Raw genomic sequence first — 18,608 nt, 5'->3', positions numbered from 1 at the left:
CTCTGCTTCCCCCCTCAGACCTTGGCCGGGACGGACTCGCGGGCCTCGGCGGCGCGCTCGGTGACCTCGGCGGCGGGCTCGACGGCCTCGGCGGCCTCGGCGACGGCCTCGGACTTCTCGGCGGCAGCGGCGGCGGCGACCTCACGGTCGTGCTTGCTGAGCGAGATGACGGTGATGGTGGCGATGGCGACGACCAGGGCGGAGAGGGCGTAGAAGCCGTTCTTCACGTTGGTGGAGTCGACCAGGAGCGAGATCAGGACGACGGCGGTGGTGCCGGCGGCGAGGCCGAAGGCGTTGGTGGCACCGAAGACGAAGCCCGTGCGCTCCTCGGGCGCCGCGCTCATCAGGGCGGTACGGGCCGAGATGCGGGCCACGCAGAAGGCGATGGCGGCGAACGGGATGACGGCCATCATCGCGTAGAGGTGGACGGACTCCAAGGACAGGAGCACCGCGAAGGCGAGGTAGCCGATCAGGGCCGTCTTCAGCACGGTCGCCTTGGAACTGATCTTCTTGAAGGCCCAGGCCGCGAACAGCGCACCGATGCCGAACAGGGCGTCGACGATGCCGAGGTAGCCGGCGTTGGACTTGAAGCCCTCGATGACCAGGACCAGCATGATGCTGTTGCCGACGATGATGACGATGTTGCCGATGATGTAGAGCACCGCGAGACGGGCCAGCGGCGGGCGGGAACCGGTCAGACGGGCGGCGGCAGCGGCAGCGGCCTTGGCCACGGCCTCCGGGGCGCTGGTGCCCTCGCCGGCCGGACGACGGCCGATGAAGAACAGCAGGACGGCGGAGAGCAGGAACGTGATCGCGTTGAAGTAGAAGAGCGACGTGGTGCCGACCCAGACGATCACCCAGCCGCCGAGGGCCGCCGAGGCGAGCGTGCCGCCCTGGATGGCGATTTCGGCGTTGCCGTTGAACTGGGCCAGCCGGGACTCGGGGATGCGCTCCTTGATCAGGGCGTTGCTGGCCGGGAAGAAGAGGGCCGCGGAGATCGACAGGACGAAGCTGGCGACGTAGCTGACGGTCGAGGGGTTGCCGCCGAGGGCCAGCCAGACCGGCAGGGCGATCGCGGCGGCGGCGCTGGCCAGGTCGGAGACCATGGCCAGGGTCCGGCGGTCGAAGCGGTCGGCGAGCTTGCCGAAGAACAGCGAGAGCGCCACCTGCGGGATGGTGACGGCGATCATCAGCCAGCTGACCGCGAGCATGGTGTTGGCCTCGGTGAAGACCAGGTACGAGGCGGCGGTGAGCTGGATGCCGTTGCCCAGGTTGGTGATGAAGGTCGCGGGGATGAGCAGTCGTTCTGCCCGATTGGGACGGGGCGGGGCGATCGTGGACACAGTGCTCCTCGGAGGTCAGGCTCGGATGTCGACCGGCTCGGCCAGGGACTCGAAGGCCCCGACCGCGGTGGACAGGAGGGGGAGTCGCAGGGGAGCGACGGGGGCGGCTGCGAAGGGGCCGGCCGGAAGGGCCAGATCGGCCCCGGCCCGCTCGGCACGGGCGGCGAGGTCGACGAGCAGCGGAGCGGCGCACGCCGTCAGCGTCCGGACGGCGAGGACCAGGTCCCCGAGGTCGGTCGGCACGTCCGCCGCCACCCGGTCCGCCTGCCCCAGCAGCCGGTCGAGGTGGACGACGACCAGGTCGGCGGCCCGGTGGAGGCTGAAGCTCTCCAGCTCGTAGTGGGAGCGGAAGCGCTCGACGACGATGCCCGCGTGATCGGCGCCGGTCCGCGACACCGGGAGCGGCGCGTCCGCCGGGACGGCCGCGAGCAGCTCCTCCAGGCGGCCGGCGAGCCGGTTCCACGGCTGGACCAGCCGGGAGCTCGCCAGGGTGTCGAGCGCCTCGCGGCTGAAGTTCGTCCGGGAGTGCTCCGGCGCGGTGAGCGCCAGGTAGAAGCGCACGAGGTCGCGCGGCACCTCGGCGACCAGATCTGCGGCCCAGACCACGTGGCCTTTACTCGTTGAGAACTTCTGGTTCTCCAGTTCGTAGAACTCGTTCGACACGATGGCGTGGGGCTCGACGTACCGGTCGCCGTGCGCCATCAGCAGGGCCAGGTGCGTCATTCCCCAGAAGTAGACGTTGTCGAATCCGAGGAAGTACACGAGGTCGATGCCGTGCTCGGACAGCCAGTGCTCGTCGTAGCGGTCGGTGTGCTCACCGAGCTGCTCGGCCGCGTACCAGGTGCAGTACATCGAGGCGGCCATGCCCTCGGCCCAGGCGTTGAGGACCTGGCCCGGCGTCTCCACGAACGGCGCCGGGATGCCCCAGCCGGTGGGGTAGGTGATCGGGAAGTCCGGCAGCGGACGCTCCAGCGCCTCGCGGACCAGCTGCGCGGTGTGCGGCCGCAGCACGTCCCGGTGCCGGACGTAGTAGTCGGCGAGGCGGTCGCGGTACTCCTCCATCGGCAGCACGAGGATCTGCGCCTCGCGGTGCGTGACCACGGCGCCCGGGTCGACGGTGGAGCGCGGACGCAGCAGCTCGTCGAAGTTGTTGGGGTGTCCGCAGGACTCGCAGAGTCCGCCGCGGCTCTCCACCAGGCACACCGGGCAGTCGCCGGCGACCAGGCCTTCCATGAGGTACTCGCCGGTGGCCTCGACGTACGGCAGGCGGACGGTCTTCAGCCGGAACGCGCCGTCGTTGTGGAGGTCGGTGACGAAGTCGATGACGGTCTGCCGGTACCCCTTGTCGAAGGGGGCGAAGCCGTCCACGGAGATGCCCGCCGCCTCCAGGGTGGCGCGGATCTGCGTCGCGGAGCGCAGGGCCAGCTCCTCCGGCGTCAGGCTCGCCTTCGCCGCGCTGGACACCACGTAGGTCTGGCTGTCGTCGGTGCCGCTGGTGAAGATCACCGGGCGGCCGGACGCCCGCAGGTAGCGGGCGTGCACGTCACCGGCCAGGTACGGGCCCGCCAGGTGCCCGGTGTGCAGGTCCCCGTTGGGGGTCGGCGGCGGCGCGATGATGACCGTACGGCGTGTCATGTCCGGGCTCCTTCGTGGCGTGCTGCGAACCGCTGCGTCATGTCGAGGTCCCACCAGACCGAATACATCTCGAAGTCCTCGGCGGACTCGTTGATCACCCGGTGGTCCGAGCCGGGGGTGAAGTAGACGATGTCCCCGGTCACGAGGGGCTTGCGGACGCCCTGCGACTCCAGGACCGCGGTGCCGGAGACGGCGATGAAGATCTCGTACTCGTGGTGGGCGTGCGCCGTCGACGCGGTGCCGGGCCGGATCACGCACCAGGACCCCTCGAAGGGGGCGTTGAGCTCGGGCCAGGGCAGCAGGCGCTGGGCGTCCAGCCCGTTCTCGTGCGTCAGTCCGTCGCGGTCGAGTTGCTTGGTGAGCATGTGGGTCGTTCTCTCCTCGTCAGGCGGGTACGGCTCGTGAGGGGCGCGCGGGACTCAGACCGCGCCGGCGAGCGCGAGCTCGCGCTCCTGGGCCGGGATCTCCACCGATCTCGTCCGGCGGTGCGCCACGATGTCCCGGGTGATCTCGGCGGAGCGGCCGGCGAGCACGCTGAGCAGCGAGTCGGCGATGCCGTGGGTGGCCTCGTTGACGCCCTGCAGGTAGCAGGCGGCCGTCGCCGGGCGGCCCAGGTCGAGCCGGTAGTTCCGGCTCACGTTGATCTCGTCGAGTCCGATCGACTGCGCGAGGGCCTTGACCGCCCACGGCATCTCGCGGACGAAACCGGTGCCGAGGAGCACGAGGTCCGTGCGCATCTCCCGCTCGGCACCCGACTTGCGGTCGACGAGGGTCAGGACGATCTCCTCGCCGTCCATCCGTGCGGCGCTCACGTCGGTCATGGGGTGGAGCGCCAGGCGCTCCTGGCCGCTGCGGCGGTCCTGGTAGAACTGCCGGTACAGACCGTCGAGGGTGGCCGGGGACAGACCGCCGTAGTTGGAGCGGTACATCTCGGCGAGCAGCTGCTGGCGGGCCTCGGGCGAGGACTCGTAGAACTCGTCGATGAAGGACGTGTAGTACAGCTCGTTGGTGAACTTGCTGCTCTCGTAGCCGTTCAGGCCGATGGAACGCATGATCATGGTCGGCTTGCACTCGGGCAGGTCCCGCAGGGCCGCGCCGAACAGCTCGGCCGCGCTCTGCGCACCGCCGATGACCGCGACCCGGTGCGGCAGGTCCGCGCGCACCCCGGCGATGCGCTGCGTGTACTGCGTGCTGTGGATGACGCGCTCGGCCGGCAGGCCGTCGAACACGGCGGGGACGTGGGCGTCGCGGCCGGCGCCGATCACCAGGTAGCGGCAGCCGATGGTGTCACCGTTGGCCAGGGTGACCAGCCAGCCGGAGAGTTCGCCGTCGTCGCCGTTCACCGCTTCGACGGAAGTGCACTCGCGGCCGTATTCGACCTTCACCGTGTCGAGTTCGTCGGCCACCCACTGCAAGTACTCGGATATCTCGCTGCGGTACGGAACGAAGCTGGCCAGGTTGACGAAAGCGTCGAGCCGCTCCTGCGAGTGAAGGAAGTTGACGAAGGAAAAGCGGCTGCACGGATTGCGCATGGTGACCAGGTCCTTGAGGAAGGAGACCTGGCTGAGCGCGTCGGGCAGCAGCATGCCGCGCTGCCACACGATGTCCTGCTCGCGCTCGATGAGCAGGGTGTCGCCGACCAGCTCGGGAGCGAGCTCCTCGACGGCGACCGCCAGCGCGAGGTTCGCCGGTCCTGCACCGACTGCGAGCAGTTCGACGTTGCGATGCGCCATGGAAGTACCTCCAGATGGAACAGGTGGACAGGTTCGTACGGTCGGGCAGGACGGTTCGGGATCTCTTTCCCGTCCTTGCGTCGCCTCCCGAAACCGGGTGACGTCCACATTCCACGGGAGCCCACGATTGCCCGGAAGCGAAGTCGGACACGGACAATCAACTCGGCCGAGGGCCTGGTCAGAGGGTTGATTGGCCGGTGTCCCGGACTGCTTCCGGTCAACGCGGAGCGCCTTTTCCATTGGCCCCAGTGATCAGTTGCGTTCGCGCTTCCGGCCGGCCCGAAACATCCCTCGGGCGGCCGGGCTTCCATCCCCACCCCATGAGAAGGAGCCCTCGTGCCGCTCACCGAGCCCATCACCCCCGCCGGCGCTCTCTACCGTTCGGAAAGCCCCACCCGGGTCGCCACCCGGCGCCGTCTGCTGATGTGCCGGCCCCGGCACTACGACGTCACGTATTCGATCAACCCGTGGATGAACCCGCAGCACGCCACGGACAACGCGCTCGCGGTCAAGCAGTGGGAGGGGCTGCGCGCGCTGTACCTCGAACTCGGCCACGTGGTCGAGGAGATAGACCCCATCGAGGGCCTGCCCGACATGGTGTTCGCGGCCAACGGCGCCACCGTGGTCGACGGCAAGGTCTACGGGGCCCGCTTCCGGCACGCGGAGCGCACCGCGGAGGGGCCCGCGTACCTGAGATGGCTGGAAGGCCGCGGTTACACGGACACGCTGTGGCCCGAGTTCGTCAACGAGGGCGAGGGCGACATCCTCACCGTCGGGCGGCGCCTGCTGGCCGGCACGGGCTTCCGCACCGACCCGCGCTCACACGCGGAGGCGCAGGAGTTCTTCGGTCTCCCGGTCACCTCGCTGACGCTGGTGAACCCGGAGTTCTACCACCTGGACACGGCGCTGTCCGTCCTGTCGGACGACGAGGTCATGTACTACCCGGCCGCCTTCTCCCAGGGCAGCCAGGCGGTGCTGCGCGCCATGTTCCCGAGCGCGGTCCTGGCCGACGCCGAGGACGCCGCCGTGTTCGGGCTCAACGCCTTCTCCGACGGCCGCCACGTCCTGCTGCCCGCCGCGGCCACCGGCCTGCACGCCAAGCTGCGCGCGCGGGGCTTCGAGCCGATCGGGGTGGAGCTCTCCGAGCTGCTCAAGGCAGGCGGCAGCGTCAAGTGCTGCACGCTCGAACTCCGCGACCGCTGAGCGGGACGGGCCGGACGGGGCGCGGGCGCGGCCGGCGGACGCCCGCACCTTCCGTGCCGGCGCGGCAGCACGGAAGGTGGCACGGGCGCTCCCGTCACACGGTGGCCGGCCGGCAGCTGCGGCAGCCCCGGAACCCGGCGGCGGCGGCCTCGTCGGCCGAGGTGAACGGCACCTCGTGCCGGGCGGTGATGCGGCGCGCGTGCGCGCACGTCGGGTAGCAGAAGATCCGCGTGGTCCCGCTGCCCAGGAAGCGGGCCCCCATGCGTACGAACCGCTCCACCCGCTCGGCGTCCACGCCCTCCCCTTCCCGCAGCCGCCCTTCGAACGCGGCCGGCAGGCCGCAGTCCGCCGGCAGCCCGTCGTCCCGGCACACCCGGTGCGCCGGCACGAGTACGGGCACGGGATTGGCCCGGACCGCCGCCATCACCTCCGCGGGGGCGAGGGCGGGCAGTCCGGCCTCGCGGGCCAGCCAGCCCGTCGGACGCAGCTGCCCGAACGGGATGAGCCGGGTGGCCTGCAGGACCGCGCTCTGCTCGTCGGGCAGCGGGCCGAAGTCGTAACGCAGGGTCCGGTCCCGGCCCCGCAGGGCCCGCGCCAGACCCGGCGGGGGCTTGGTCCCGCAGAGCACCGACCGCCGGGTCCGGGCCCGGTAGGCCTCCTCGAACGCCGCGTCGTCCGCGTACCAGTCCGTGGCGGCGGCGCCGGTCACCGCTCCCCGCCCGTGAGCCACGTAGAGGGGGCCGACCGGTGAGTCGGTGCGCACGTAGCAGTCGTAGCGGTGCGCCGGAACACCGGCGCGCTCCAGCACGCGTACCGCGAACCCTGCGGGTGCCACCTGGCGCAGGGTGCTCAACTCGTCCGGCAGTCTCATCCCGCCGCCTCCTTCCGTTTCTCTCGGGCCGGCCCGTGCCGCGTGCGGTCGGCGGCTAAGACGGGCTCGGCGCGCAGAGTGGCCAGACCCCGCGACACCTGCGCCTTCACCGTTCCGACCGGGCAGTCCAGGACCGCGGCCATTTCCTGGTAGGTCAGCTCGCCGATGTACCTCAGGACCACGGGCAGCCGGTGGTGGTCCGGCAGACCCGACAGTGCGGTCACCAGCCGGGCCCGCCGTGCCCCGTCGAGCGCGCGTTGTTCCGGCCCCGGAGCGTCGTCCAGGGTCTCGGCACACGTGACTTCGACGCCGTCGGCCACACCGGGCCGGCGGCTCAGGGTACGGAGGTGGTTGCGCCACACGTTCGCCGCGATGGTGAGCAGCCAGGCACGCGGCTGGAGCTGCCTGCGGCGCTCGGCGGAGTACTCGCGCAAGGCCGAATAGGCGCGCAGGAAGGTTTCCTGACCCAGGTCGTCGGCTTCTCGCGCGGAGCCCGAGAGGCGCAGCAGAACGGACCGCACGGCACCGGCCTGGGTGCGTACGAGTTCGGTGAACCCGTCGTCCAGGTCGGTCGCGAGCAGTTCCGTCAGCGGCAGAGCCATCTCGTCCATCGTCCTGGTAAACACCGGACCGCGCGAGACCGTTGCACCGGACGCGGGACCGCACACTCGATTTTTCGCTTCTGGCCGAAACCACGGTGTTCTTGGCCAGAAGCGACACCTGATGATCAAGGTTTTGCAGTTACGGTCGGATCGTGGGCGCTGAGCCGCCCCCACGGTTCGAATTTTCATGGTCCTGCGGGATTTCGGGGGCACGATGTCGACCCTTGTACATGGAGAATTAGGGAAACCTTTTTCCAGGCGTTGTCCTCTCGCCCTCTTTCCTGTCGTGCCGCGCCGTCCGGCACCGCACAGTGACCCGATATCCAAAGATCCCGACGGGCTGCGCCTCACGCGTTCCGTCGCCGCGCACCTTCCGCTCGCAGCCGCTGGAAAGGCGCCACCGAGCTGCACCTCAGCCACCAGGGGGAACGTTGGAGAACCGCGTATTCGGGACGAGATCCGCGGAGGACTGCAGCTGGTCCTTCGGTGAGCGGATCCGCTCGTTCCGGGGGCGGGCCGGCCTGCCCCAGCACGAGCTCGCGGAACGCGCCGGAGTGAGCGTGCGGACGCTGCGCGACATCGAGCAGGGCCGGGTGCGCCGGCCGCAGACACGGACGCTGCAGCTGCTGGCCGATGCGCTGGGCCTCGACGCGGACGCGGCGCGGCAGCTTTCGCCGCCCGCGCGCGATGCCGTGCGCCCCGGTGACGGGCGCCCCGCCGACGGACGTCTGCAGATCGGCATTCTCGGGCCGCTGTCCGTCCGGTACCGGGGCATCGAGACGCCCGTGCAAGCGACCAAGGTGCGGCGGTTGCTCGCCCTGCTGGCACTCCAGCACCCGGAGCCGGCCAGCCTGGGGGAGATCACCCACACCCTGTGGCCGAACGACCCCCCGCGCTCCTACCAGAGCCTGGTCCACACGTACGTCAGCCAGGCGCGCCGGCTGCTGCTCCCCTCCGACTCCGCCACGGGGGTGCCGGCCGACTCGTTCCTGACGCGCACGCACACGGGCTACGCACTGGCCCTGGACCGCGACCAGGTCGACCTGACCCGTTTCCAGGACCTGTCGCTGCGGGCGCGGCAGGCGCACGGGGCCGGTGACGCGGCGGCCGCCCACGAGCTGGCCGGACGCGCCTACAAGTGCTGGCGCGGACCTCTCCTGGCGGGCGAACCGCTGCTGCCGCACCATCCCGCCGCCACGGCGGCCGCCCGGCAGCGGGTGGAGAGCCTCCTGCTGTACGCGGACCTCGCCCTGCAGCTGCACCGGCCCGGGCAAGTGGTGCAGGCGCTGCGCAGCGCCAGCGAGGAGGAGCCGCTGCACGAGGGGCTCCAGGCGTCGCTGATGCTGGCACTGGCGAGCTGCGGGGAGCAGCAGGAGGCGCTGAGGGTCTTCTCCGGGGTGACGCGCAGACTCGACCAGGAGCTGGGCGTCCAGCCGGGCGACGAACTGCGGCGCGCCCATCTGCGGATCCTGCACCAGGAGCTTCCGTGGCCGAGGACGGGACCGGTGGCCGAACGGGCGGCGTCCGGCGCGGGAGCACCGCTCGTACGGCGGCCGGCCACCGCGCCGCCGCCGAGGCCCCGGCCGTCCCAGATGCCGGCCGCGAGCACGGGCTTCGTCGGGCGCGGCGCCGAGCTGGACCAGCTGGACCGGCTGCTCCTGCCCACCTGCGAGCGCGGCGGGCAGGTCCCGGCGGCGCTGATCACGGGTTTCCCCGGGGTGGGCAAGACGGCACTCGCCGTGCGCTGGGCACACCTGGTCCGAGAGCGCTTTCCGGACGGCCAGCTGTACGGCGACCTGCACGGCTACGGCGACCGGCGTCCCCTGCGCCCCGAGGAGGTACTCGCCTCCTTTCTACGGGCGTTGGGCGTCCCGGACGGGGAGATCCCCGACACTCTCGACGAAGCCGCGAACCTGTACCGCACCCTGCTGTCGGACCGGAGGATGCTGATCGTCCTGGACAACGCGCGCGAGGAGAGCCAGATCCGGCCGCTCGTCCCGGGGACGGCGAGGTGCGCGGTCCTGGTCACGAGCCGCAACACCCTGCCGGGGCTGGTGGCCCGGGACGGTGTGCCCCGGCTCGACCTCAACGTGCTCGACCGGGACGAGGCGCTGGCGCTGCTGGGCCGGCTGTTGCGCAGCGGCCGGGTGGAGGCCGAGCCGCTGGCCGCGATGGCGCTGGTCCGGCACTGCGGCGGTCTCCCGCTGGCGATCCGGCTCCTCGCGGCCCGGCTCGCGGAGTACCCCGGGAGCGGGATCGCCCAGCTCTGCGTCGAGTTGCAGGAGGCCGGGGCGTTCTCGGACCTGCCGGTCGCGAGCGACGACCTGTTCGCCGCGGCCCACGCGGCGTTCGAACTCTCCTACGTGTCCCTGCTGGAACCCGTGCGGCGCTGCTTCAGGCTGCTCGCGCAGACCGAGGGGCGGCTCGCCAACGCTTACACCATGGCGGAACTGGCCGGCACGACCCCGATGGAGGCGACGCACATGCTGCGGCGCCTGGTCGGTGCGAGCCTGCTCCGCGAGTGCGTGCCCGGCCGGTTCTCGCTCCCCGCTCCGCTCCTGCGCTACGCGCGCAGACTGGCGCTGCAGGGCGACACGGAGCGCTTGCATGCCGTGTGACGCGGGCGGCGGCCACGTCAGCCGCCGAGTGCCAGCCGGCCGGCGAACACACCGAACACGACGGCGGTGAGCCCGTCGGCGATCCGCAGCGTGCGCGGGGACCGCAGGTGCCGGGCGAGCCGGTGGACCAGTCTCATCCAGGTGAGGAGCCAGATCAGCCCCAGGGCCAGGTAGCAGGCGGCCAGCAGGGGGACGCCCGCCTCGGGAGCCATGCCCGCGGGCACGAACTGGGGCAGGAAGGCCATCAGGAAGATGCCCACCTTGGGGTTGGACCCGGTGCACAGCAGGCCCTGCACGAAGGCCTGCCGGTCGCGGGGCCCGGCCGAGGCGGCGACCCGGACCGCGGCGGCCCCGGCCGCCGGGGCCTGCGCCGCCGGGGCCTCGGCGCCGGCCGGCCGGGAGAACCGCCGCAGGGCGAGCGCGGCCCATCCGAGCAGGACGAGCGCGCCGGCCCACCGGAACGCCGCGAACAGCTCCGGGCTGGCGGCGAGCAACGCGGCCAGCCCGGCCGCACCGAGCCCGGCCTGGGCGGCCCCGGCCGTGATCATGCCGAGGGCGGCGGCGGTGGCCACCCTCAGGGACCCGTTCAGCACCAGACCGGTGATCAGGACGAGGTCGGGGCCGGGCATCATGATCACGATCAGGGAACTCACCAGGAACGCGGCGGTGTTGATCTCTACTCCTCGATGGACAGGAGGCGTTCCGCGGCTCGGACGGCCTCGTAGTCGCGCCGGATCTGTTCCTCGTCGGGGTGGGCGAGGATCACGAACCCGAAGTTGAGGCTGTCGACCAGGTCCCGGGTGGCGCGGACGTGGTCGCCGTCCTTCAGGCTCTGGACCGAGAAGTGGTGGCTCGGGAGGTCGCGGAGGGCCTCCAGGGCCGCCGTTCCGGAGACGGTGCCGGTGCGGGGCGCGATGTGGAAGACGCACATCTGGTGCAGCAGCAGCTCGTACCCCTGGGGAAGTTCGCCCCCGGTCAGCCAGCGCACCGTCCGGTCGATCTGGCTGTCGGCGGTGGCGTTGCGGTTGAAGCGCGGCTGGCCGCCGCCGTGGGGGCGGGCGCCGAGCTCGATGAGCAGCGGCCCGTCCGCGGTGCCCATCACCTCGACGTGGGCCGAACCGAAGCGCAGGCCCACCGCGTCCAGGACGCCGAAGACGTACTCGGCGAGGCCCGGGATGGCCGGGTCGTCCGGGGAGAGCCACCGCATGGTGTCGTAGACCGCCATGTGCGGACCGTTGTCGACCTTGCGGTAGGCGCACACGTCGACCACGGCGTGCTTCCCGTCGTGGCTGAAGGTGTCGATCACGTACTCGGTGCCGGTGACGAACTTCTGCACGATGAGCCGGTCGTCGGTCTCGCCGAACTGGTTGGTCCGGCCGAGCTGGCGGCCGAAGACCGCCCTCCAGTCCTTCCCGCCCGCCAGTTTGATCACGCCGTCGGTGCTGGCGCTCTTGGGCGGCTTGACCACCAGGTCCGCCCCGGCCAGGCCCTCGCGCTCCAGCCAGGCCGCGACCTCCTCGGCGTCGTCGGTGCAGATCTGCGGGATGACCGGCAGGCCGGCCGCCGCGACGGCGGCCGCCATGCTGCTCTTGTCCCGCCGGGCCGCCGCGAGTTCGGGCACGTTGCTGCGCCCGGGCACCACCCGGGGGGCGAGGCGCTCGGCCAGTTCCACCCCGGACTCGCAGCCGGCCAGGACGGCTCGCGGGTCCAGCTCCCGCAACCGCTCCACGACCGGCTCCAGGTCCCCCTCGTACACGATGATCTCGGCGAAGTCCTGCGGCCGGTAGGAGGAGGCGTAGGCCTCCGGCGGGCGGGGGCCCGTCACCACCGCCACCACCGGCACGCCGTGCTCGGTCAGCGGCTCCGCGAAGAGGGCTCCCGAGGAGTAGGGGTCGACGATCACGCAGGGCCCGCTGCCCCGCGGTGCGCCCGCCGCGCGTTCAGCGTCCGTCACGGCCGGCCGCCTTTCCGGCCAGAGCGGTCACGGCGTCGCAGTAGCGCGCGAAGAACTCACCAGCGGGTTCGCTGATGCGGCGGGCGCGCACCGGAGCGTGCACCATGCCCTCCTCCATCACGTACGTCACCGGCGTCCCGTTCTGCTCCAGCCGGGCGGTGTACTTCTCGGCGTCGACGCGCAGCGAGTCCATCTCGCAGCCCACCACGTAGGCGGGCGGCAGGTCGTGGAACTCGCCGGTCAGCAGCGGCGAGACGTACGGGTTCTCCGCCTGTTCGGGCTCGGGGCAGTAGCAGGCGGTGTAGAACTCCATCTCGCCACCGGACAGCAGGGGGGCGTCCTCGCCGCCGTGCCGCCAGCGGGTGAAGTCCAGCACGGGGCTGATCACCGCCTGGCCGCGCAGCCGGGGGCCGCCCCGGTCGCGCGCCATCATCGAGAGGACCACGGCCATGTTGGCCCCCGAGCTCTCCCCGCAGAGCACCGCGGCTTCGGGGCCGATGCCGTCGAGCCCGAGCGCGGGCAGGTCGGCCAGGGTTCCGCACAGTCCGGCGTAGCAGTCCTCCAGCGGCCCGGGGTACGGGTTCTCCGGGGCCATGCCGAAGTCCAGGGCGATCGCCACCAGACCGGTACGGTCGGCGAGTTCGGCGACCAGGCTGTGGTGGCTGTGGAGCGAGCCGATGACGAAGCCGCCGCCGCGTATGTAGAACAGCACGGCGTCGCCCGCGCGCCGGGCCGGTTCGTAGATGCGGATCCGGGCGGTGCGGCCCCCGTGGGTGACGCTCGCGTCCCGGTGGCTGACCCCCTCGGGCACCGGGATCGGCAGCACCTCGGTCAGCGCGTCGTACAGGGCGCGCTGTCGTTCGACGGGATAGGTGTAGAAGTCGGGTGGCAGGGCGCCGTCGACGGTCTCCACGAACTTCTCGATGCCGTCTGCGTAGGGCATGGGCAGCTTCGCTCACTTCCGGATACGGGGCGGGGAGGGGGCTCAGGGGGTTTCTGCGGTTGCCGGTGCGACCGGGCCGGAGGTCGCCCCGGTCGGCTCGGCGGGACGGGCGCCGGCCGGATCGGACCCGGCGGCCCGCTCCTTCTCGGCGGCGGGCGGTTCGGCCATGCCGAAGAGGATGGCGACGACCGCCACCGCGGTCAGGCCGCCGCACAGCCACCACACGGAGGCCGCCGACGCCTGCCAGGCGGCGATGCCGATCACCGGGCCGACCGCGTAGCCGATCTGCATCGGGAACGCGCAGGCGGCGATGTACCGGCCCCGCAGGTGTGCGGGGGCGACCCGGCCGGGCCAGGCGGAGGCGGTCGGGGTGCCGACGATCTCGCCGATCGTCCACACCACCGTCGCGACGACGAACATGGCCATGCCGGGGCCGGCCACGTACAGGTTCATGCCGACACCCACCAGACCGATGCCCAGGGCGACCGCGAACCGGGCCGGGAGGTGCTGCACGTACTTGGTGAACAGCAGCTCCAGGCAGATGACCATGGCCGCGTTCAGCGACAGCAGGACCGAGTAGAAGGTCGGGCCGTGGCCGTCGGCCTTGAGCTGGAGCGGCAGGGCGGAGGTGTGCTGGATGTAGACGACGGCGTTGAGGAACAGCGCCAGCAGGAACAGCAGGTAGCGCTTGTCCTGCAGCACGGCCAGGTACGACCGGCTGCCCTCCTCCGGCTTCGGCCCGGCGGAACCGGCGGTCGTGCCGGTGCGGACCAGGACCAGCGCCAGCAGGGCGAAGCCCGCCTGCGCGCCCGCCTCGGCGTAGAACATCAGGTTGTACGAGTAGGTGATGAGCAGGGCGCCGATCAGCGGGCCCGCGGTGGTGCCGAGGTTGAACGCCATCCGGTAGACGGCGAACACCATCACGTGGTGCTCCTCGGGGGTGGCTTCCACCAGCAGCGCCGAGGAGGCGGGCCGGTAGGCCTGGGCCACCACACCGATCACCGCGGCCACCGCGATCACCAGGGGCAGGGTGTCGAGGTAGACCAGGCTGAGGGTGAGCAGGCTGGCGAACGCCATGGAACCGACGATGGTCCGCGCGTAGCCGATCCGGTCCGAGACCGAACCGCCGACCAGGACTCCGACGACCGAGCCCACTCCGTACGCACCGAGCGCGAAGGCGGCCGCGGAGGTGCTGAAGCCCTTGTCGGTGAGGTAGAGCACCAGATAGATCTGGAGGAAGGTGCCCAGCCGGTTGATCAGCATGCCGACCAGGACCAGCCAGATCGGGCCGGGGATCCCCCTCAGTGTCTCGGTGACGGAAGGCCGGACGGCCTTGCGTCCCTCCGGGGAGCCTTGTCCGGTGGTGCTCACGGAGCCGGCACCTCCACCGGCCGGGAGGCGACTTCCACGATCTCCGGGGTGCGCAGCAGCGCGGCGCGCGCCTGCTCGACGGAGTCGGCCAGGGCGATCACGCGGGCGTAGCGGGAGATGTAGCCGCGGGGCGGCAGGCGCAGCACCGCACCCGGGTCGACCATGGCCTCGGCGCTGTGCACATCGGGACCGAAGCGGTCCTCGTGGACGGTCACGGCCTCGATCTCGACGTCCTCGTCGGGGTAGAGGAACGTGATCGCGGCGGCCTTGCGGTGCTGCGCCGTGGTGTCCGGCGTGCGGCCCGCGGCGGTGTCGGCCGCCGCCATCGCGACGTCGACGCCGGTGGCCAGGTGCCCGAGGTAGGGGATCATGTCGCCGCCGAGACGGGCGTTGACCTCCATCAGGCGCAGACCGCCGGCGGTGATGCGGAACTCGGTGTGGCTGACTCCCGTGTGGAAGTCGAGCGCGGCATGCGCGGCGCGCAGTGCCTCCAGCAGTTCGGGGTCGGTCAGCAGCGGATCGGCCCCGTCGACCTCGTGGCCCGTCTCCTCGAAGAAGGGCGCCAGGCCGACCTGCTTGCGGGCCACGACGAGCGGCACGCACTCGCCGCCGAAGAAGACCGCGTCGACGCTGATCTCCGGGCCGTCGGCGTACTCCTCCACCAGGACCGACACGTCGAAGACGGGCACTCCGGGGTAGGAGGCGCCGGAGGCGGCCCGGTAGGCGTTCTCCATGTCCTCGGGGCCGTCGGCCTTGCGCACGCCCATCCCGCCGGCCAGGCCGCGCGGCTTCACCACGACGGGGAAGCCGATCTTCTCCGCCGCGGCCCGCGCCTCGCCCAGGGAGCGGACGCCGATCGAGACCGGCTGTGCGACCCGGGCCGCGTCCAGCGCGATGCGGGTGGCGTTCTTGTCCCGGCAGGCGGTGACCGCCTCGGGGGAGTTGCCCGGCAGCCCCAGCGCCTGCGCCACATGGGCGGCGGGCGTGACCAGTCCCTCGTCGTAGCAGAACACCCCGGCCACCTCGTGGGTGGCGGCCACCTGACGGGCGGCCTCGACCAGGGCGTGCGGGTCGGTGTTGTCGACGACCGTGCTCCCCACCACGTACGGGTCCTCCCAGCTCACCGGTGCGGGCTGGAGGAGCCACAACGCGTAGCGCCGGCTCACCGTCCGCAGGATGAACTCCCTGCTGCGCCGGCCGCTGCTCCCGATCAACAGCAGAAGGGGCTTCTCCCCGTCCCACGCCATGGTCCACTCTCCTCGTTCGTCGTCATGCGTCCGGCGGGTGCGGTGCGGGCCCCTCACGGCCCCGCCCCGCACCCGCCATCACCTGTAGAACACCGGCCGGGTCCGGGGCGTTGCACCGGCCCCGGACTTGGCCGGAAGGGGTCAGACCGCCGCGCCCGGGCGGGCGAGTTCGGGCGACAGGGGCCGGTACTCGCGGCTCGTGACGCCGCACGGCCGGCCGGAAACCGCCGGCCGTCCGGCCGGCCGGCTGTCGGGGAAGACCGCCGTGACCCGGCTGCCGGCCCGTACCGCCGGGATCTCGGCGCGCAGCCGCGCCGCGGACGTCTTGCGGTCGTGCCAGGGGCAGACGAGCCGGGAGGCGTCCGGCGTCACGCCGGCCAGGTGCAGCGGGCCGCCCCGGTGGGGGCACTCGGCGTTCATCACGAAGCCCCGGCCGTCGACCGTCGCGTACACGTACGAGGTGCCCGCGACGACCACGCAGTTCTCCCGCCCGGCGACGGGGAAGCTCACTACAGGCATGTGCGGTAGTCCCCCACCGAGTGGATCTCGTAGACGCACTCCTCGGACAGGATGTCGGCGCCGTGCAGCCGGTTGCGCCGGATGACGACGCCCTCGCCGGCCTCCAGGGTCAGCGAGGAGCCCAGTCCGCTCTCGAAGCGCATGGTGCCCGAGACGATGTGGCAGAGCTCGTCGCCCTCGTGGCAGTGGGTGTTCGACAGCTCGTTGAAGGGCTCGACCAGGTGCGCCACCGGCGCCTCCACCCGTCCCTCCCGGATGGCCTCGTAGACGGGGCCGTGCAGCTTCTTGAGCTCCGGCTGGTCGTCCATCCAGGCGATCTGCGCGCAGAAGTCCTGGTCGGCGACCTCCAGGAGCACCCGGTACTCCTCGATGCCGCGGACGATCTCGGGGATGATCCCCTCGCCGTGGGCCTCGATCAGCGGCGCGATGATCTTCTCGCGGGCCATGCGGCCGTGGTGCTGGTCGATGTGGACGTGCTCGGTGAAGTAGGTGGTGTCGACGGAGTCGCCGAAGACGCCGTGCAGCAGCCGGTCGGCGCGCTGGCAGAAGTCGACCAGCGAGCTCTCCGTGTAGAACAGCGCGCCCACGTAGCGGAAGAACAGCTCGTGGTTCTTGCCGAGGTAGTGGAAGTAATTGTTCAGCAGCAGGCTGCTGTTGAGGTAGTACTGCCAGTACCGGTGGAGGTCGGCCTGGAGACCGACGGACTCCAGCGTCCGCTCGAACAGGGTGCTGTGCTTGGTGTCGTGCACGCCGTAGCCGTACTCGTCGATGACGACCTTGAACCACTCGGACTGGACGGGACCGTAGTAGCCGAGCACGTTGCGGATCATCGGCGACGCCTCGGAGAAGAAGTCCGCGGCGAACTGCACCAGCCACATGCGCGCCGCGCGCTCGGGGTCGCCGGAGCCGGTGATGGCCTGCTCCACCGGCGTCCGCTCCTCGCCGCCGCCCATGTCGAGGGAGTCCAGGTAGCTGTCGAGGCTGGCCTTGGTCCACTTGCCCGAGGTCTCGACCTCGTCGTCGAGGAAGCCGAAGGCGTACCGCTCCAGGGCGGGGCGGACCCGCTCGCCGAGCGCCCGGTTGGCGGGGCTGTAGAACGCCCGGAAGTCCTCCTCCTTGCCCTTGAGCCCGGACTTGGGGAAGAACACCAGGTCGGCCTCGTATATGGAGGTGAGCAGGCGCTGCGTGGCCAGGCTGGTGTAGTCGAGGATGTTCTCCCGGCCCGGCACCTTGTCGAAGTCGAGGTACGGGAGCACCTGCGGCCGCAGCTGGCGCCGGTACGGGTTGTCGTGGTTCTGCCAGTCCGTGTTGTCGAGGAAGATCGGATTCGTGGCGTACTGCACGATGGCGTCGCGCAGGGCGGTGCCGCTGAGCTCGAACGGGATGTGCTCGGGTACGTGACTCATTGCGTGCTCCTTGGTCCGGATCGCAAGACGTGCGGCCGCGTGCCTGGTGGGCGGGCCGGGTGGGTCAGATGTGCGCGCTGAGGGAGAAATCGCTCCAGCGGAGGCGGAGGGGGACCGTCTCACCCGCCTTCACCTGCACCGGCTTCTCCAGGGGGACCCATCCCTGCATCCAGTGCGAGCGGGTGTTCTCCGGGGAGTTGCACAGCGTGGTGCCGTTCCCCATGTCCAGTTCGAACCAGACGACCAGGGCGTGCGCCTCTCCGTCGGCGCTCGGGACCAGGTCGACCGGGCGTTCACCCGGCTCCAGGTCGTCCTCGGCCAGGTCGAACGCCAGCACCTCCGCGGTGTCGGACAGGAACCGGTGGGGCCAGGTGTTGAGCCGCACCGGGAGGTGCCCGCGGGTGGCCAGGACGTTCATGAGGGAGACGTCGAAACCCTCGGCCGTCGTGACCTGGTTGAGCCGCAGGATGTCCTCGCTGCTGACGAGGCGGCCGTAGAGCCGGCCCGCGGAGGGGAGCATGATCCCGTCGGGTTTCAGCAGGTGCCGGCGCGCGTGCCGGATCGACGGCAGGAGGCCCTCGCCGATGAGACCGCAGTCGACGATCTCCGAGATCAGCACGTCCACCGGGCCGTCGAGGTCCTGGCCGATCTCCAGCAGGTTGGAAGGCTTCCCGATCACCGTGATGACATCGCTGAACCCGTGGGCGTCGACCACCTGGCGGGCCACCTCGGCGAGCATCGGGTTCATCTCGCAGGTGATCACGCGGGCCGCGCCGGCCCGCGCCGCGGCCATGGCCAGCAGCCCGCTCCCCGAACCGATGTCCAGGACCGTCGCCCCGGCCGGTATGCCCCGCTCCAGGGCGCCGACCAGGGCCTCGTTGCGCTCGACGTCGTTCAGCATCGCGAAGTGCCAGCGGGGCACGGTTCTGCGGGCGATCCGCCCGAAGACCTCGGAGTCGGTGGCCGCGCCGCCGGCCGGCGTCGTGAGCAGCGCGGACGCCTGCTCGGCGATCTCGTTCATCTGCTGCGCCAGCGTCTGCAGCGAGGCCGTGATCAGGCGGTGCTGCGAGCTGGTGGGCGACGGACCCGGACCGCCCGGTCCCGGATCGTGCCCCGTTGTCGCGCCGCCCCCTGCGACCTGGACCTGCTGCATGTTCGCTCCT

Annotated in this window: 16 protein-coding genes; 2 read left to right on the top strand and 14 right to left on the bottom strand. The window is 71.5% G+C overall.

Annotated elements, in window-relative coordinates; translation table 11 throughout:
* Positions 1–14: 14 nt before the first annotated feature.
* The 4 genes from OG332_RS21835 to OG332_RS21820 are packed head-to-tail and all read right to left on the bottom strand — an operon-like array spanning position 15 to position 4,711.
* A complete protein-coding gene (locus OG332_RS21835) occupies positions 15–1,343 on the bottom strand; it encodes an MFS transporter (RefSeq protein WP_327415046.1) in 1,329 nt (442 codons plus the stop codon).
* Between the two features lie 15 nt (positions 1,344–1,358).
* Positions 1,359–2,978 (bottom strand): class I tRNA ligase family protein, encoded by a 1,620-nt coding sequence (locus OG332_RS21830; RefSeq protein WP_327415045.1) that lies wholly within the window; start codon positions 2,976–2,978, stop codon positions 1,359–1,361.
* Positions 2,975–3,343: a cupin domain-containing protein gene (locus tag OG332_RS21825; RefSeq protein ID WP_327415044.1), complete on the bottom strand. Its 369-nt coding sequence runs from the start codon at positions 3,341–3,343 to the stop codon at positions 2,975–2,977. Before OG332_RS21825 ends, OG332_RS21830 begins: the two co-directional genes overlap by 4 nt.
* Positions 3,344–3,397: 54 nt before the next feature.
* Entirely contained in the window at positions 3,398–4,711 is a 1,314-nt protein-coding gene (locus tag OG332_RS21820) for a SidA/IucD/PvdA family monooxygenase (protein ID WP_327415043.1), read from the bottom strand.
* A 336-nt stretch (positions 4,712–5,047) separates the two neighbouring features.
* Here OG332_RS21820 and ddaH point away from each other — a divergent pair, with 336 nt between their 5' ends.
* Positions 5,048–5,914 carry a dimethylargininase gene (ddaH, locus tag OG332_RS21815; protein WP_442816189.1) on the top strand — a complete coding sequence of 289 codons (867 nt, stop codon included), beginning with the start codon at positions 5,048–5,050 and terminating at the stop codon, positions 5,912–5,914.
* Positions 5,915–6,008: 94 nt separating this feature from the next.
* Here ddaH and OG332_RS21810 read toward each other — a convergent pair whose 3' ends face one another.
* Positions 6,009–6,785, bottom strand: coding sequence for an MGMT family protein (locus OG332_RS21810; protein ID WP_327415042.1), 777 nt, complete (start codon positions 6,783–6,785; stop codon positions 6,009–6,011).
* Positions 6,782–7,387 carry an RNA polymerase sigma factor gene (locus tag OG332_RS21805; RefSeq protein ID WP_327415041.1) on the bottom strand — a complete coding sequence of 202 codons (606 nt, stop codon included), beginning with the start codon at positions 7,385–7,387 and terminating at the stop codon, positions 6,782–6,784. The genes OG332_RS21810 and OG332_RS21805 overlap by 4 nt, the downstream gene beginning before the upstream one ends.
* Positions 7,388–7,818: 431 nt before the next feature.
* Here OG332_RS21805 and OG332_RS21800 point away from each other — a divergent pair, with 431 nt between their 5' ends.
* A complete protein-coding gene (locus tag OG332_RS21800; protein WP_327415040.1) occupies positions 7,819–10,005 on the top strand; it encodes a BTAD domain-containing putative transcriptional regulator in 2,187 nt (728 codons plus the stop codon).
* Between the two features lie 17 nt (positions 10,006–10,022).
* On the opposite strand, the gene OG332_RS21795 is transcribed toward OG332_RS21800, so the two are convergent.
* The 8 genes from OG332_RS21795 to OG332_RS21760 all read right to left on the bottom strand — a co-directional run bounded on the left by OG332_RS21795 (position 10,023) and on the right by OG332_RS21760 (position 18,598).
* Positions 10,023–10,658: a LysE family translocator gene (locus OG332_RS21795; RefSeq protein ID WP_327415039.1), complete on the bottom strand. Its 636-nt coding sequence runs from the start codon at positions 10,656–10,658 to the stop codon at positions 10,023–10,025.
* Positions 10,659–10,681: 23 nt separating this feature from the next.
* Entirely contained in the window at positions 10,682–11,959 is a 1,278-nt protein-coding gene (locus tag OG332_RS21790) for an ATP-grasp domain-containing protein (protein WP_327415038.1), read from the bottom strand.
* Positions 11,946–12,902, bottom strand: a complete 957-nt coding sequence (locus OG332_RS21785) for an alpha/beta hydrolase (RefSeq protein WP_327415037.1) — start codon at positions 12,900–12,902, stop codon at positions 11,946–11,948. The genes OG332_RS21790 and OG332_RS21785 overlap by 14 nt, the downstream gene beginning before the upstream one ends.
* A 42-nt stretch (positions 12,903–12,944) precedes the next feature.
* Complete coding sequence (locus tag OG332_RS21780) at positions 12,945–14,273, bottom strand: MFS transporter (RefSeq protein ID WP_327415036.1); 1,329 nt, start codon at positions 14,271–14,273, stop codon at positions 12,945–12,947.
* Complete coding sequence (locus tag OG332_RS21775; RefSeq protein ID WP_327415035.1) at positions 14,270–15,520, bottom strand: ATP-grasp domain-containing protein; 1,251 nt, start codon at positions 15,518–15,520, stop codon at positions 14,270–14,272. The genes OG332_RS21780 and OG332_RS21775 overlap by 4 nt, the downstream gene beginning before the upstream one ends.
* Positions 15,521–15,661: 141 nt before the next feature.
* Complete coding sequence (locus OG332_RS21770) at positions 15,662–16,039, bottom strand: Rieske 2Fe-2S domain-containing protein (protein WP_327415034.1); 378 nt, start codon at positions 16,037–16,039, stop codon at positions 15,662–15,664.
* Entirely contained in the window at positions 16,030–17,445 is a 1,416-nt protein-coding gene (locus OG332_RS21765) for an iron-containing redox enzyme family protein (RefSeq protein WP_327415033.1), read from the bottom strand. The genes OG332_RS21770 and OG332_RS21765 overlap by 10 nt, the downstream gene beginning before the upstream one ends.
* A 64-nt stretch (positions 17,446–17,509) precedes the next feature.
* Positions 17,510–18,598, bottom strand: coding sequence for a 50S ribosomal protein L11 methyltransferase (locus OG332_RS21760; protein WP_327415032.1), 1,089 nt, complete (start codon positions 18,596–18,598; stop codon positions 17,510–17,512).
* Between the last annotated feature and the right edge of the window lie 10 nt (positions 18,599–18,608).

It is taken from the genome of Streptomyces sp. NBC_01233, assembly GCF_035989305.1.
In the GTDB taxonomy this organism is placed as follows: domain Bacteria; phylum Actinomycetota; class Actinomycetes; order Streptomycetales; family Streptomycetaceae; genus Streptomyces.
Note: the sequence above shows the minus strand (reverse complement) of the source record. Positions and strands in the feature narration are given on the sequence as shown.